This window comes from Acaryochloris sp. IP29b_bin.148, from assembly GCF_028285565.1.
In the GTDB taxonomy this organism is placed as follows: Bacteria; Cyanobacteriota; Cyanobacteriia; order Thermosynechococcales; family Thermosynechococcaceae; genus Acaryochloris.
Genome location: NZ_JANQOY010000171.1, coordinates 1 through 13,802 on the forward strand (window position 1 = coordinate 1; position 13,802 = coordinate 13,802).

A 13,802-nucleotide genomic window follows, 5' to 3' on the forward strand; every position below is an offset into this window, starting at 1 on the left:
CTCGGCTCAAGCATAGAAGGACCAAACCATTCATACTTTAAGCCTAATTTTTATCTCGTTAGAGTGATGAAAGAGCGTTATACCAATTACCCAGCTAAACGACCTGTATAGATCGCCGAACACATTGAAATTTCGTCAATCATTTGAGTTAAACAGTTCATCTCCATACGAAATTGGTATTAAGAGGATTTAGACATGAACGCTAAGCACAAATTTCTCGTGCCATTTGCATGGGGTCTAGCCGCACTAATATTGACTGCATGCTCATCGACTGAAGAATCTGCGACTACCAATGAAGTCCCTTCGCCCCAGCCAGAAGAACCCTCTGCTAAGGCGTCCATCTCACTGAACCCTTCCTATTTTGTCAAAGAGAATTTAGCCAAGGAAATTACTCAGGAATCATGCACCTTATCCGATGGCACAAAATCGTCCTGCTATGTCATTACCATCAAACCTGATCCGCAGGAGCATCAAATGGGGCCTTGGTGTCCCACAAATGAAAAAGACGGCAAAGAAAAGGGTGGGATTTGGTTTAGATCGGGGGAAGTTTACGATGTTGATGGGGCCTTTATTGCTGGCTTGGCCGACTTCTATTCAGATTCTGCCTGGAAATTAGTGAATGATGATGGTTCGATTCGAGTCACAAATACCCAAGAAGCCTTCGAAGCAGCGGCAAAACCAGACGTCGATCCGCGTTACAACAACTATTGCGTTGAAGGCCGTCCTGAGTGGGTCACCATTAACGCCAAGACTTACGTAATTCCGGTTACTCCCGTTTATCAGACGACCCCTACAGATTTAGGTCGTGATGGGATTGGCGTTGCCTTCAACGGTGTCAATTTTGATCCCCCTGCGCCGCTGAATGCCATACTAGCAGCCCATACGATCGCCCCTTTAGATGATAATGGTGGTCATATCAATCCCCATACGGGTTATCACTATCATGCGGCAACGGGGCAAACCAAAGAGATTGCCCAAACGGATAACCATGCACCGATGATTGGTTACGCCTTGGATGGATTCGCCATCTATGCCCAACTGGACAAAGACCAACAAGAACCCACAGGCTTGGACGACTCTCGTGGACATTCTGATTCAACCCGGGGATATCATTATCACGCTGGAGCACCTGGGAGCAACCAAATTATTCAGTCATTCCGAGGGTTAACGGCGTCTTTAGGTACGGAGACATCTAACGATTCTAAAGCCCCAGGGCCAGATAACCGCCCCCCACGCAGAGGCCCCGATTTCGCAGCAGCAGCACAGAAGTTGGGGGTGTCAGAATCACAGTTAAGAGAGGCGCTGGGCAGCCCTGAAAATTCTCCGCCACAGCCCGGACAGCGCCCCCCCAAGCCTGACCTGGCAGCCGCCGCCCAAAAATTAGGGGTCACTGAACAACAGCTGGCAGAGGCACTGGGTAGACCTCCCAACCCGCCGGGACGGTAGCAATCTCTCTTGACCCCACCGTAGACTGCGATGAAATCGGGTCGTTTATGAACGCTCAGAACCATAAGCAGTGGATCTGGCTAGAGCTGGATATCGCCACTCGTGAGAGATTGCCCAAGGGTCATTTTAATTGCGTCCTTAAGCACCAAATCCACCCAGAGAATTAAACGAAGCTGCTGACTGGCTGGCCCTGAGCGCCGACTGAGAAAACAGTTGAAACGCCTTGCGAATTTCATTTTGAGAATTGCCAGGGGTCAAGATCCATTGATCGCGTAACCCCATCTCGCGGAATACCTGTTTAAAGTCCGTCTGTCCATCCTCAATCCCCATGGCGGCAATGATATGGTCTTCCGTGCGTAGCATATCCTCGACCATCCCCTTGACCTTCCGAGCTGAGTGCCGAGAATGGGCATCGGCTCCATCCGTAATAATCAGGGACACCGTCCGCACGGGGACACCATTCTCGATAAAGGATTGGGCCTTGGCCAGGACGGTGGCTAATAGAACCAAGGTTTGGTCATAGAGCGGTGTGCCCAGGTTAGGATCATAATTGTGTTGATCCATCCGAATCGCTTGGTCAACGGGACAGTAGGGATAGAGCACCTGACCATTGAGATAGCGGTTGTGAACCAGAATTTGATCTTGCTGCGGAGACGTGGCTAAGGTATCTAGCACGGTATTATGGCCCGCCCGAACCACTGCCCCATTGCCCGCAAACCGGATTGAGCCCGAATCATCTGGCATGATTGTCACCAGAACCACTTCACTGGCCATTACATCATCAACGGGGGTGCCCAGGCCCGCCTGGATCTGTGCCCCAATATCGACAATATTGAGAGTCTGCATCGACGTGTTTGAGAGTACGCCATCTGCCTGAGCAGCTTGGAATAACGCATTTAGATTAGGGACTTGAGACATAACATCCTCCTTGATTAAACTCACTAAAATTTCGAAAAAATAGGTATAGGAATCCTGGGGAGCGATCGCTCCCAGACATCAGCTTTTGCCGAAATGGATTGAAAGCGGTTTAGTTAACCACTATTAAGAAAAGACAGCAGAACATCCCTCTGGGGATGCTGATCGAGCCATTGTTTAACCCGCTGAGCTTCCACATAATCCTCGGCGCCAATGGTGTTGAGATACACTTGGTCCACCTTTTTCTGCCGCTCATTCGCTCGGATTTTGGCTTGCCAGGGAGCGGAGAACACCTTATGCACCTCATCATGCAGCCCTCTTCGCTTGAGGCTGGCCCACTCATTTTTGTCGAACCAGAGTCCCTGACATCTTGAGCATTGATCGAGATAGAAACTCAACTCATGGCCAACCCGATACTTGAGCATTAAACAACGGCAGTCTGGGCAAAGGGTCGCTTGTTGGTTATCAGACACTTGCAAGGGAGGGCCATCCGCAGGCGGTTCTGGAGGGATATCGTCCTGATGCTCTAGCCAAGCCCAATAGTCATCGGCTGAAATCCATTCCCCTTCACATCGGGGGCAAGCAAAGGCGGGAAGATTGGATTCCAATAGGACTTTGGAGAGTTGGGGGGTTCTACAAACAGGGCAAAGTTTAAGCATTTCAAACCCAATAGAGATGGCAACAGTTACTATTGACTATTCTGCCTAAGGATTGATTCCAGGCCAATTTGCGATCGCATCCGTAGACTGCACCACATGCATCCCTGCTTGCTGGAATCGGAGAAACGCCTCATTGGCCTGCTCGGTAAAATCGACCACCCCCGGCACCACCACCGGCGAAGAACAATCTTCCAGTAAGTAGATTTTCTGAGCCAGATTCGGGTCATGGGCTTGAATTTCCGTCAGCAAGTCATCGATGGTCCAGGCGACACAGTGACTCTTGGCCTGTCCCGCAATAATCACCACATCAAAATCCAGCAGCTTTTGGATAAACCGGGTATTCTTTTGGGCAATCGGCCGTCCCTTAGAATCATCGAGGACCTCCGGTCGAAGCACCGAGTAATTTTCCGTCAGCGGATTGCCCCCCTTGATTTCAAAATTCGTCTGACTATGGCGGGCCAGATTATGGAAAAAGCAGGCTTCCTCCACCGCCGCCACTAGGGCATGACCAATCCCCCCTAGCATGGAGTGATAGGGCCAAATCGTTAGGGGATATTTGCCCTCTTGGGAGAGACGTTGAACATAATGGCGGGCAAAATTTTGCAGCGCCATATAATTGCCCAGACTATAGGCCATGGCTGGATTGACCTTCCAGGCCCCCTGCTCCACCTCCGCCAAAGAAATCATCGTCAGCGGCCCCGGAGACTCACCGCGATCATTTACCCAGAAATCAGCATGGAAGATCTGCATCGCCGTATGGGTATCCATCGTCGGTGCAATTTCCGTAATCGTTCCTAAATTGCGGTAGATAAACTCGCAGAGTCGGCGATTATCCTCCACCGCCCCCACGCCAGATTGTCCCCCCACAAACAGCTCGAACTCGGGAATACAAAAGGTATTTTGGACATCAATCGCCATTAGGCAAACCCGCGTTTTATCCTTTGCCGCTGGCTGTATTCCCTGGCTAGCCCAGTCCTGGGCCTGTTGGGCTCGTTCCTGGTAAGGAACCCGCCACACCTCTCCCACCCGCTGAGGGTCAAAGAAATCAGGAATCGGTAATTGCGTCAACATCATCTTAAACACTCCTATAACTGCAATAACTGAATCGTTTGGGACCCAACGGTATAGAGTCCCTGGGGGGCCGCCAACAACTGGCTGCCCGTCTGTACAAAGGGATCCGTTTCCGGGAATCGTCGCTGCACGATTAACTGCCCCTGCTCCACCTGCACTCGGATAATGCCCTCATCCGTAGCCACAAACAGCGTCTCTTCCACCGCCCAGTGGGAACAAGGGCCGGATGCCGTTGCGGCCCATTCCCCCACCTCTGCCTGTGCCAATACCTGTCCCGTCGGCGCAATCACCCAACAGCGCTGTTGCAGCATCCCTTGGTCCTGGATTGTCACAAAGAGCCATCCGAGAGACTGACTAAAGGTACAGTGGGCCGCCACCATCGTCCCTGCGCCCATAGATAAGGACAACCGATCATTGATGCCTGAACGATCCGCATCGAAAACAAAGGCCCCATTCAGTTGGCCAGCGCGATAAAAGCCGAGGCCAAACCGAGGCCCCACCCAAAATTGGGTTTGTCCGGCCAAGACCTCCCCCACCACCGCATGGTCGCGTAGCAACTGTCCCTGATTGAGCCAATAGCAATGCCGATCATTGACCGTAAACTGAGAGCGACCTTGGTAGCTATCCACGGCGATCCGCTCCGTAGTCGGCACACCCACCACCTTCCCCTGCTGGGCAATCCAGGTGGTTTGCCCCTGAAGATGCCAGTCAAACTCAGAACTGAGATCCCCTGTGAGCACCACCGTTCCGTCTTCCCGCTTAAACTGTCCTTCCTCCCAGACCAGCCACTGTAGCTGCCCCGCCGTCACCGATGCTGCCAGGATTACCCCCTTCGTTTGCAGCACCGTTGTCACCTGAACCGCACCGGTTGGCGGGGCGATGCCCACGGATTTTACACAGCTTGGACAAGCAGAGCGAGCATGCTCTGCCCCACAGGACGGACAGGTCTGCCAGCGCAAATTTTCCAAGAGCGATCGCGGAAACTCCCCCCGCCAATCCTGTTCAAACACTCGGCGAAAATGATTCAGCAAGGGTTCCGGCAAGCGATCGCACGGTAAAGCTGGCTTGGGATAGCGCACCTGAGGATGAAATACCGTCACCCGATGTAACGGTCGAGCGGCCTGTGGTAATCGCTGAGCCGGATCAGAAGGCTTATAAACCCCTCCATGGGGATCAACAAACAGCAGTGCCTGCATCAGCATCACCGTAAAGGCGTACCAATCCGATTCCCAGGAATAGGGGCGACATAATATCGGCTGTGTTGCTTGCGAATCGCACAGCAGTGGATCGACAAACCGGGCGGTAAAGACCGAACAGGGAAACGAACCAAACTGGAATGAATCGGCATCAATTACAAAGGCCTGGGTACCCTGGACCAAAATATTGAGGTCGTTAAAGTCTCCAATCACCACATCTGCAAAATGCAGCTTGGCGACGGTCTCGTGTAGATCTAAAAACAGGTCAACTACCGCCTGAGTCTCTATCATCTGCCTAAATCGCAGATCGCAATACCGTAACAGCACCTCTGCATTGGTCAGTAACGGCATCGTATAGCCCAAAATACGCTGTCCAGTTTGATTCATCACCAACGCTTGGGGTGAAATAACCCGCTCAGGCAAAGACTGAGGGAATTGCCGTAGCTTTTGCTGATGCAACGCCAACCGCTCCCGCGCGCCCTGCTGGGCCTCAGCCATGCCCTCGAAATCTGGATGACTGGGCGGTTTAAACAGCTTCACTGCTGTTGTCCGATTAAGGCGATACACATCCGCTTCTCCCCCCTTACCGATGGCTTGCTGGGGGCGCAGACGAACTCGTTTTTGATTGATATAAACGTCCATAAAAATTGAAAAAGTAGATTTTCGTATCGCAATACCAATCGACGATACGAGTTAATAAGCTGTGGTATTGCTCCCAGGTCTTCTGGGAGAAAGGCATTAGGGCTTATCCATAAGCACACCTAAAATAGATGTGAATTGCATACTCTTTATCGCACCTATTAAATCAGGCCTATTCAATCTGATAAGTTGCCATAAATGCCTCGACTACCTGCTGCAAATCTGCATCTAATCGTGCCCAAGTCTCCTGGGCAATCCGTTCTGGCACCCCACCATAGAATCCTTGGGCAATACCACCCGCAATACAGGCTTGGGTATCGCTATCGCCTCCCAGAGATACAGCATTGCGAATGGCATCTTCAAAATCCGTCGACTCTAGAAACGCCGTAATCGCCTGGGGCACTGACCCCTGACAGGAGCTATCAAACTGATATTGGGGCCGAATTTCTTCTAGACTCAAACTCAAGTCATAGCCAAAGGTGGCTTCGATATAGGTTTCAATCTCTGCTTTAGACCGTCCCCGTCGTCCCAGGTAAATGGCTGCAGCTGTTGCCTGTGCCCCCTTAATCCCTTCCGGGTGATTGTGGGTAACGGCTGCACTCCGCTCCGCTTCCTGCAATACCGTCTCTAAATCTTCAAAGGCAAACCCAACGGCACTGACCCGCATGGCCGAACCATTTCCCCAACTGTGATACGGCTCCACACTATCGGATGCTCCCCACTCCCGAAAAGTCTTACCATAGCCAGCTTTGGGATAGCGTCGGTAATAGTCCTTGATGGTATAGACATAGGCTTTTTGTTGGAGAATGGCCTCAGCAACGGCCACCGTCAGCACCGTATCATCTGTAAATTTTGATTTTTTACTAAATAGGTCGAACTCTTTCCGTTTAATCCGTCGCCAATGGGGTTCAAATACCGACCCAATGATGTCACCTGCAATTGCACCTAGCATCCTTGCCTCCTCCTTCTGTCCTTTTCCGTCTAATGCTGATTAACGTCGTGTCGTCTGGTAATAACCCCGGTATCTTTCGCACCTGCCGGGTATGCCAATCTGGCCGTATCACCTCTCGATTGATCTGAGCCAGCCGCCGTCGTACCTGATCGGGGTTCTGGAAATAGCGATCGCAACGCCAGAACTGATTCAGTGGTCCCACAGGTTCCGGTCTCCCTGGGAGGCAATTCTCCGCTACATCCATTAAGTCCCCCACCCCATCGCTCCCAATCAGCACAGACTGCACCTGTTCTGTGGGGTGTTGAGCATAAATCTGGATTTGAAACGGATCGGGGCCTTTTTCGGTGTCCCATAGCAAGCTGTAGGCCAAATAGGGCGGGGTATTATTGGCAAATGGACCGATGGGGTGAATCTGCTCATTGATGGCAAATACCCCATCCCCTAAGCCAAAAATCCAGGTGGTTTCTGGGGTCACTAAACACCCCATCAGGGTAAATAACCAGTAATCCAACAGCCCTTGCGAATCCGCTCCTAACCGCTTCTGTAAAGTCTGCATCCCTCCTAATAGGCGCTTCTTCAACATCTGCCAAAATAGTTCGTCTTCTGGTCGCTCCGCTGCTACGAGTTGGGCAAGCGTATGCACCGTTAGCTGAGCCCCAAACTGCGCTCCCACCTCACTGTTAGGTCGACTCCCGCACCCATCACAGACCACAGCAATCATGGCTTGTTCGAGCGCCAGACTTGCCCAAGCATCTTGATTATTCTGACTCACTCGTCGATGGTTCTGGCCCAGAATAGACCCAGCCGCGACTTCAAAATGCTGTTGCATTGCTTTATAGTGTAAAAACGACACTAACTTGAATAAATCTATCATAGTGTCACTTTTACACGATGTCAAGATTCCCCCGCTCCTATGCCCTATACCTATGACTATCCGCGCCCTGGCCTGACCGTTGACTGCGTGGTGTTTGGCCTAGATAAACAGATTGATCTCAAAGTCCTCCTGATCCAGCGCCAGATTCCCCCTTTTCAGCATCAGTGGGCCTTGCCTGGGGGCTTTGTGCAGATGGATGAATCTTTAGAAGATGCAGCTCGCCGGGAGCTGCAAGAAGAAACGGGGGTTCAGGGTATTTTCCTAGAGCAGCTCTATACCTTTGGTGATTTGGAGCGAGATCCACGCGATCGCATCATCTCCGTTGCCTACTACGCGTTAATCAACCTAATGGAATATCCTTTACAGGCTTCTACTGATGCGGAGGATGCAGCCTGGTATTCCCTGGAAAATTTGCCGTCCTTAGCCTTTGATCATGCTCAAATTTTGCAACAGGCCATCCAGCGCTTGCAGGGCAAAGTTCACTACGAACCGATTGGCTTCGAACTGCTGCCGCAAAAATTTACGCTTACTCAAATTCAACAGCTCTACGAAACCGTACTTGGCCATTCTCTAGACAAACGGAACTTTCGTAAGAAACTGCTAAAAATGGATGTCTTAATCCCTCTGGACGAGCACCAAACTGGAGTAGCACATCGGGCTGCTAGACTCTATCAGTTTGATCAAAGCAAGTACGAACTATTGAAACAACAGGGCGTTCATTTTGAGATTTGAGCGTATTGACCCAAAGTCTGTTCCTATAAGAATTTAAACAATCCATAGAGCATTGATACCAATTACCCAGCTAAATGACCTGTATAGATCGCCGAACACATTGAAATTTGGTCGATCATTTGAGTCAAACAGTTCATCTCCGTACGAAATTGGTATGACTACATTTTTTCTAAGAATTGCTCAACCTATTGTCTATTAAAGATTTGAGCGCTCTTTAAGTCAGCGCCCTGAAAAGTCCTGATTGGAACTAACAGGCATTAACGATAATTATGGATCAATTTAAATGATCTATAATTTCATTTAAATTAAGCAATCTAAGTTAACATTGAGTAAATAAATCTGCGAGTTTGATTCATTCGAGTAGGATTTTTTTATGCCTTCCAGAGAGAAAAAGCAGGCGCAAGATTGTCGTCAACTTTGATTCTCAGTTTCGCTATTTCCCGATAGATCGGCGAACTTTTTTTGCTTTTTTGAAGGAATTTTATCTCGAAGTTTCAACTATATAAACTCATTAGAACAATGTTATTTAACTCTTTAGAGTTTATTTTCTTATTTCTTCCTATCAGTCTTGTACTCTTCTTCTCGTTGGGGATGTTGGGTTATCACAAGGCTGCACTCTTTATTCTTATTGCTGTTTCCTTTTTCTTTTATAGTTGGTGGAACCCTGCATACTTAGGTCTACTCCTTTTCTCTATCGTTTTTAACTACGCGATGGGGCTAGCGCTATATAAATGCTCCGCCCCAGCCCACCACTCCAATCAAAAGAGGCTATTAATCGCGGGCATAGGCGTCAACTTAGCCTTATTAGGCTACTTTAAATACGCTAACTTCTTTGTCGAAACCGTCAATGGCTTACTGGCAACTAACTTTAATCTCAACCAAGTTATTTTGCCCTTGGCAATTTCATTTTTTACCTTTCAACAAATTGCCTACTTGGTAGATGTATATAGAGATACTGCCAAGAAATATAGTTTTTTTGATTACAGCCTTTTTGTTGGATTTTTCCCGCAGCTGATTGCTGGCCCCATTGTCCACCATGACCAACTGATTCCTCAATTTAACAACCCCAAGGTTAGTCAGTTTAATGCAAGAAATATGGCGATAGGTCTGACTATTTTTTGTCTAGGATTAGGTAAAAAAGTACTGATAGCCGATAGCATCTCAGTCTATGCAACGCCTGTCTTTGAGATGGCTAGTCAGGGCACCTCAACCACCTTTGTTGCTGCTTGGATCGCGGCATTTGCCTATAGCCTACAACTCTACTTTGATTTTTCAGGTTATTCTGACATGGCCATTGGCATTGCCAGAATGTTCAATATCAAGCTTCCCCTAAACTTTTACTCTCCCTACAAGGCCAAAAATATTAGTGACTTTTGGCGTCGTTGGCACATTACGCTTTCGGGTTTTCTCCGAGACTATCTCTATATTCCATTAGGGGGTAGTCGGATGGGGATAGTGCGGCGCAATATTAACCTGATGGTCACCATGCTATTAGGAGGACTCTGGCACGGTGCGGGCTGGACTTTTGTCTTTTGGGGAGGGTTGCATGGCGCCTATTTAGTGATTCATCGGCAATGGCAATCGCTATTGAATTCTCTCGGCTATAAACCCCAAAATCAGGGTTGGTCCACTCAGCTATTAAGCCGCTCAATCACTTTTTTGGCTGTTGTTGTGGGGTGGGTTTTCTTTAGAGCAGATAGTATGAGAGCGGCTATCTCAATTCTGAAAGGTATGGTGGGTGCAAACGGTTTATCTTTGCCTTACGTACTGGCTGATCAACTGGCCTTCCTGCAGTCTTGGAGCGTTACCTTTGAGGGTTTAGTACCAGAAATCGCGATTAGCTTTCCACCCTTTATTACTATATTTATGGCTGCATTTGCCATTATTTGGTTTGCACCTAATATTTACCAGTGGATGGAGCAATATACTCCTGCTGCAGATTTAGCATCGCTAACCACTACAAATACGAATAAGCCAATCCGGCCAATGAATCGGTGGTTCCAATGGCGTCCGATTCAGCTCTTTAGTCTACTCGTTGGAGTTTTGGCCTTTATGACCGTCAAAACCCTTCTCGAAGCTCCCCAGAGTGAGTTTTTGTACTTCAATTTCTAACGCAGATGAAATATCTTCACTATCTCAGAGCAACTGCTGTTGTATTCTTGCTGTGTTGGCTTATGTTTTGCTTGGCCACCATCTACAGTATTGGGGCACCCAGCAATTTTGCGGTGGCGACGAATGAGCTTTACAACATTAAATCTGAAATTGCAGAGCAGATCGAAGGCCAAAAGCTAGCTATTGTTTCAGGGTCTAATTCACAACAAGGGATTAGCTGTGAACTGATCAGTGACATCACTCAGCAATCTTGTTTCAATGGCGGCAGTGTTATTCCCTTGGGAACAGATTACCTTCTTAAGCGGGCTCAGCACTGGCTAAAGCCTGGAGATATGGTCTTACTGCCCTTAGAATATAGTCTTTATCAAGATAATGGTCAGCCTAGGCAAGAGTTAATTGAGTATATTCTTAATTATGACCATCCCTATTTTTTCTCAGTTGGCCCCGTCACTCAACTGCAACTGTTTAGTGGTTTATCGTTAGCAACGTTAATGGATAGAGTGATGGCCAAAGCTCAGCATCAGGTCCCCACAGCACAATCTTCTGAGTTAGTAGCGGTGAGAAATAGCCTTAATCGTTATGGGGATAACATTGATAATCAGCAAGAACAAATGAGTCCCCAATTATTAGAAGCGGTTGAAAATCTGACCCCGCTAAAACTCAATGGCCATCAACATTCAACCCGAGGCATGCAGGCTATTCAAGATTTCATCCAGTGGTGCGACCAAAACCAAATCCAAGTGATTGCGTCTTGGCCCAACACCGTTTGGTTCGAAGAGTATAGCGAGCCTCCTCAGCAAGAGTTTTTTCGCAATATCAAAAACTTTTATCGGCAAAATGATATTGCGATCGTAGGAGAGCCAGAGGATTTTATGTACGATACATCGATGTTTTATGACTCGATATATCATTTGCATGATAAGGGCGTTGAAGTCAGAACAAAGCAGCTGATCGATAAACTAACCCCCTATGTGGCGGCATTATCCTAATTTGATATCTTTATACAAGCGACTGTGAGCTTGCCACCTGTGCAAGTGACATTCTCCCGATGCTGACCGCATCGTTTCACTCACAGTCCAACGCGGAAGCCCTACGCATAGCTGACTCCGCTATTCTGTTGGTATTGAGCCTGCTTTTAGCACGCTGACTTCAGTGACGCCGTTTCTTCCACCTTCGGGAGTTTTGCCGTCAATACGATGCGCCCCTTTTGATCACGTGTCCAACCTTGTGCCTCGACAATCACGGGTTGGGGGATGGAAATGGACTGATAATTGCGGACTTTTTTGACCGCTAGTTTAGACGGGACAGAGGCAGAAGACGTTGTTGGCTGGCTCAGATGATGAGATCGTAGATCTTGCCAAACAGCAGGTGCCGTCGTGATTTTTTTGGGCACAGAAGAGGGGCTAACTGGAGCAGGAGTATGGCTAGGACGATTGTGACGAGGATAGTCTGCAGAGCAGTTGATGCTGTGCGATCGCAGAGGCCCTGTGGTTCTACTCGAAGCAGTAGGTTGTTCGGTGATCGGCTTATCTAAAGAGCTTTGGGCCAGACTGGGTGCGATAAAGAGGGTCCCAGTACATACGACATTAAGGCATAAAACGGTCTTATTCATTTCCACCTACCTTTGGGTTCATGGGAACAAATACAACGACTGACATTCCCAGGCAGAAAAATTTAACTGCTCAGCCTTTAGTCCAGATCGGTTGTGTTGAATCGCCATTCTGTAAACTTTTCGGGCTAAAGCGCAAAAGTTACTTACCTTTTTACATATCTTAATCAAGATGAACAGACGATAAAATCATATGCCAGAATAATATTTTGATGCACATTCTGTACCGATCTGCTGATTATTTTTGGTTAGGATTTTTGGAGGTATTTATCGATAAAAACATTCTATTTTTTCGATAATGGCTCCATTTTTGAGCTTTGATATTTTCTGGAATTTGTGGCGTTGTACAGGACTGAAGCTGAGCATGGCAGGGCTGGTCTTGGCCGATGGCTGGCTGTTCACCCGGCTGAGTAGACTGAAGGTCTTGCGATCTCAACTAAGACAATTTGCGACAATGATCTCAGGTTCAATGGGAGAAATCATGTCGGAGTTGCAAACGCTACTTGAGTCCTTATACCAGCAATATCAGCAGCATCAAGAAGGCGAATTAGCCTGCTATATTCCTGAGTTATGTAAGGCCAATCCGAATTGGTTTGCCATCTCAATGGTGACCGTTGACGGCCAAACCTTTCAAGTTGGGAACTGCGAGCAGACCTTTACGATTCAGTCCATTTCCAAGGTATTTGCTTATGGGATGGCCCTCGCCGATCACGGGCGCGACACTTTACTCACCAAAGTTGGGGTAGAACCTACAGGTGATCCCTTTAACTCTCTGATTCGCCTCGACGAAGATTCTAAACGTCCAGATAATCCCATGATCAATGCGGGAGCCATTGCAATTACCAGCTTGATTAAGGGGAATAGTTCCACTGATCGCCTCAATCGCTTACTAGATATGTTTCATCGTTATGTGGGACATGAAGTCTTTATTGATATGCCCGTATTTATGTCCGAACGGGATACGGGACATCGCAACCGAGCGATTGCCCATTTAATGCTCAATTTCGGCATGATCGATCACAAGATCGATGAAGCGTTGGATCTCTATTTTCAGCAATGCTCCGTACTGGTCAATTGCCATGACCTAGCAGTCATGGCCGCAACCCTAGCCTGCAAGGGGGTTAACCCCCTTACTCAAGCACAAGCCGTTGATCCAAATTATGTCAAGGATATCCTCAGCGTCATGTATACCTGTGGTATGTATGATTTTGCTGGTGAATGGGCCTACAAGGTCGGTTTACCTGCTAAAAGCGGTGTCTCTGGTGGCATCCTGGCAGTGGTCCCTAATCAGGCTGGAATCGCTGTTTTCTCTCCACTTTTGGATGAGTATGGCAATAGTATTCGCGGTCGTCGAGTTCTAGAAGCCCTATCGCAAAAATTGGGATTGCATCTATTTGATTTGTCGATGGGCGGGTGTGGATTACAAGATGCGATGGATTCTGACAGCCCCACAGTTATCGTTACCCCTTGAAGTTCCCTCTTGGCCATCCCTGACTCACATTCTGAGTCTGCCGTAGAGAGAATGCGTCGTCACTGAGACAGTTCTGACTGTTTTAAAGAGATAGCAGAAGAAACTAATTATCTTCTCAGATTGAAT

At 48.3% G+C, this 13,802-nt stretch carries 12 protein-coding genes; 5 read left to right on the forward strand and 7 right to left on the reverse strand.

The window, feature by feature from the left end:
• The first annotated feature begins 252 nt into the window (after nt 1–252).
• Nucleotides 253–1,446 (forward strand): YHYH protein, encoded by a 1,194-nt coding sequence (locus Q0986_RS15615; protein WP_299412205.1) that lies wholly within the window; start codon nt 253–255, stop codon nt 1,444–1,446.
• Between the two features lie 138 nt (nt 1,447–1,584).
• Here Q0986_RS15615 and Q0986_RS15620 read toward each other — a convergent pair whose 3' ends face one another.
• From Q0986_RS15620 to Q0986_RS15645, 6 genes are all read right to left on the reverse strand, one after another.
• Entirely contained in the window at nt 1,585–2,364 is a 780-nt protein-coding gene (locus tag Q0986_RS15620) for a hypothetical protein (protein ID WP_299412209.1), read from the reverse strand.
• Between the two features lie 113 nt (nt 2,365–2,477).
• On the reverse strand, nt 2,478–3,020 hold the full coding sequence (locus tag Q0986_RS15625) for a zf-TFIIB domain-containing protein (RefSeq protein ID WP_299412212.1): 543 nt from the start codon (nt 3,018–3,020) through the stop codon (nt 2,478–2,480).
• Between the two features lie 45 nt (nt 3,021–3,065).
• Nucleotides 3,066–4,091 (reverse strand): isochorismatase, encoded by a 1,026-nt coding sequence (locus Q0986_RS15630; protein WP_299412303.1) that lies wholly within the window; start codon nt 4,089–4,091, stop codon nt 3,066–3,068.
• A gap of 14 nt (nt 4,092–4,105) precedes the next feature.
• Nucleotides 4,106–5,929, reverse strand: a complete 1,824-nt coding sequence (locus tag Q0986_RS15635) for a hypothetical protein (RefSeq protein ID WP_299412215.1) — start codon at nt 5,927–5,929, stop codon at nt 4,106–4,108.
• Nucleotides 5,930–6,098: 169 nt separating this feature from the next.
• The gene (locus tag Q0986_RS15640; RefSeq protein ID WP_299412218.1) at nt 6,099–6,878 is read right to left on the reverse strand and encodes an ADP-ribosylglycohydrolase family protein; all 780 of its coding nucleotides are present in this window, start codon (nt 6,876–6,878) and stop codon (nt 6,099–6,101) included.
• The gene (locus Q0986_RS15645; RefSeq protein ID WP_299412221.1) at nt 6,856–7,707 is read right to left on the reverse strand and encodes a protein phosphatase 2C domain-containing protein; all 852 of its coding nucleotides are present in this window, start codon (nt 7,705–7,707) and stop codon (nt 6,856–6,858) included. Before Q0986_RS15645 ends, Q0986_RS15640 begins: the two co-directional genes overlap by 23 nt.
• A gap of 84 nt (nt 7,708–7,791) precedes the next feature.
• Here Q0986_RS15645 and Q0986_RS15650 point away from each other — a divergent pair, with 84 nt between their 5' ends.
• From Q0986_RS15650 to Q0986_RS15660, 3 genes are all read left to right on the forward strand, one after another.
• Complete coding sequence (locus tag Q0986_RS15650; protein WP_299412224.1) at nt 7,792–8,484, forward strand: NUDIX domain-containing protein; 693 nt, start codon at nt 7,792–7,794, stop codon at nt 8,482–8,484.
• Between the two features lie 711 nt (nt 8,485–9,195).
• Entirely contained in the window at nt 9,196–10,596 is a 1,401-nt protein-coding gene (locus Q0986_RS15655; RefSeq protein ID WP_299412228.1) for an MBOAT family protein, read from the forward strand.
• A 71-nt stretch (nt 10,597–10,667) separates the two neighbouring features.
• Nucleotides 10,668–11,585: a hypothetical protein gene (locus Q0986_RS15660; protein WP_299412231.1), complete on the forward strand. Its 918-nt coding sequence runs from the start codon at nt 10,668–10,670 to the stop codon at nt 11,583–11,585.
• A gap of 146 nt (nt 11,586–11,731) precedes the next feature.
• Here Q0986_RS15660 and Q0986_RS15665 read toward each other — a convergent pair whose 3' ends face one another.
• Nucleotides 11,732–12,208 (reverse strand): hypothetical protein, encoded by a 477-nt coding sequence (locus Q0986_RS15665; RefSeq protein WP_299412235.1) that lies wholly within the window; start codon nt 12,206–12,208, stop codon nt 11,732–11,734.
• 478 nt (nt 12,209–12,686) lie between these two features.
• Here Q0986_RS15665 and glsA point away from each other — a divergent pair, with 478 nt between their 5' ends.
• Nucleotides 12,687–13,676 (forward strand): glutaminase A, encoded by a 990-nt coding sequence (glsA, locus tag Q0986_RS15670; RefSeq protein ID WP_366918602.1) that lies wholly within the window; start codon nt 12,687–12,689, stop codon nt 13,674–13,676.
• Nucleotides 13,677–13,802 lie beyond the last annotated feature (126 nt).

Excerpts from the sequence above, each read along its gene's own strand:
- Q0986_RS15630 (WP_299412303.1), bottom strand. The coding sequence starts at position 4,091 with ATGTTGACGCAATTACCGATTCCTGATTTCTTTGACCCTCAGCGGGTG.
- Q0986_RS15650 (WP_299412224.1), top strand. The coding sequence starts at position 7,792 with ATGCCCTATACCTATGACTATCCGCGCCCTGGCCTGACCGTTGACTGC.
- Q0986_RS15645 (WP_299412221.1), bottom strand. The coding sequence starts at position 7,707 with ATGCAACAGCATTTTGAAGTCGCGGCTGGGTCTATTCTGGGCCAGAAC.
- Q0986_RS15655 (WP_299412228.1), top strand. The coding sequence starts at position 9,196 with ATGGGGCTAGCGCTATATAAATGCTCCGCCCCAGCCCACCACTCCAAT.
- Q0986_RS15620 (WP_299412209.1), bottom strand. The coding sequence starts at position 2,364 with ATGTCTCAAGTCCCTAATCTAAATGCGTTATTCCAAGCTGCTCAGGCA.
- Q0986_RS15625 (WP_299412212.1), bottom strand. The coding sequence starts at position 3,020 with ATGCTTAAACTTTGCCCTGTTTGTAGAACCCCCCAACTCTCCAAAGTC.
- Q0986_RS15640 (WP_299412218.1), bottom strand. The coding sequence starts at position 6,878 with ATGCTAGGTGCAATTGCAGGTGACATCATTGGGTCGGTATTTGAACCC.
- Q0986_RS15665 (WP_299412235.1), bottom strand. The coding sequence starts at position 12,208 with ATGAATAAGACCGTTTTATGCCTTAATGTCGTATGTACTGGGACCCTC.
- glsA (WP_366918602.1), top strand. The coding sequence starts at position 12,687 with ATGTCGGAGTTGCAAACGCTACTTGAGTCCTTATACCAGCAATATCAG.
- Q0986_RS15635 (WP_299412215.1), bottom strand. The coding sequence starts at position 5,929 with ATGGACGTTTATATCAATCAAAAACGAGTTCGTCTGCGCCCCCAGCAA.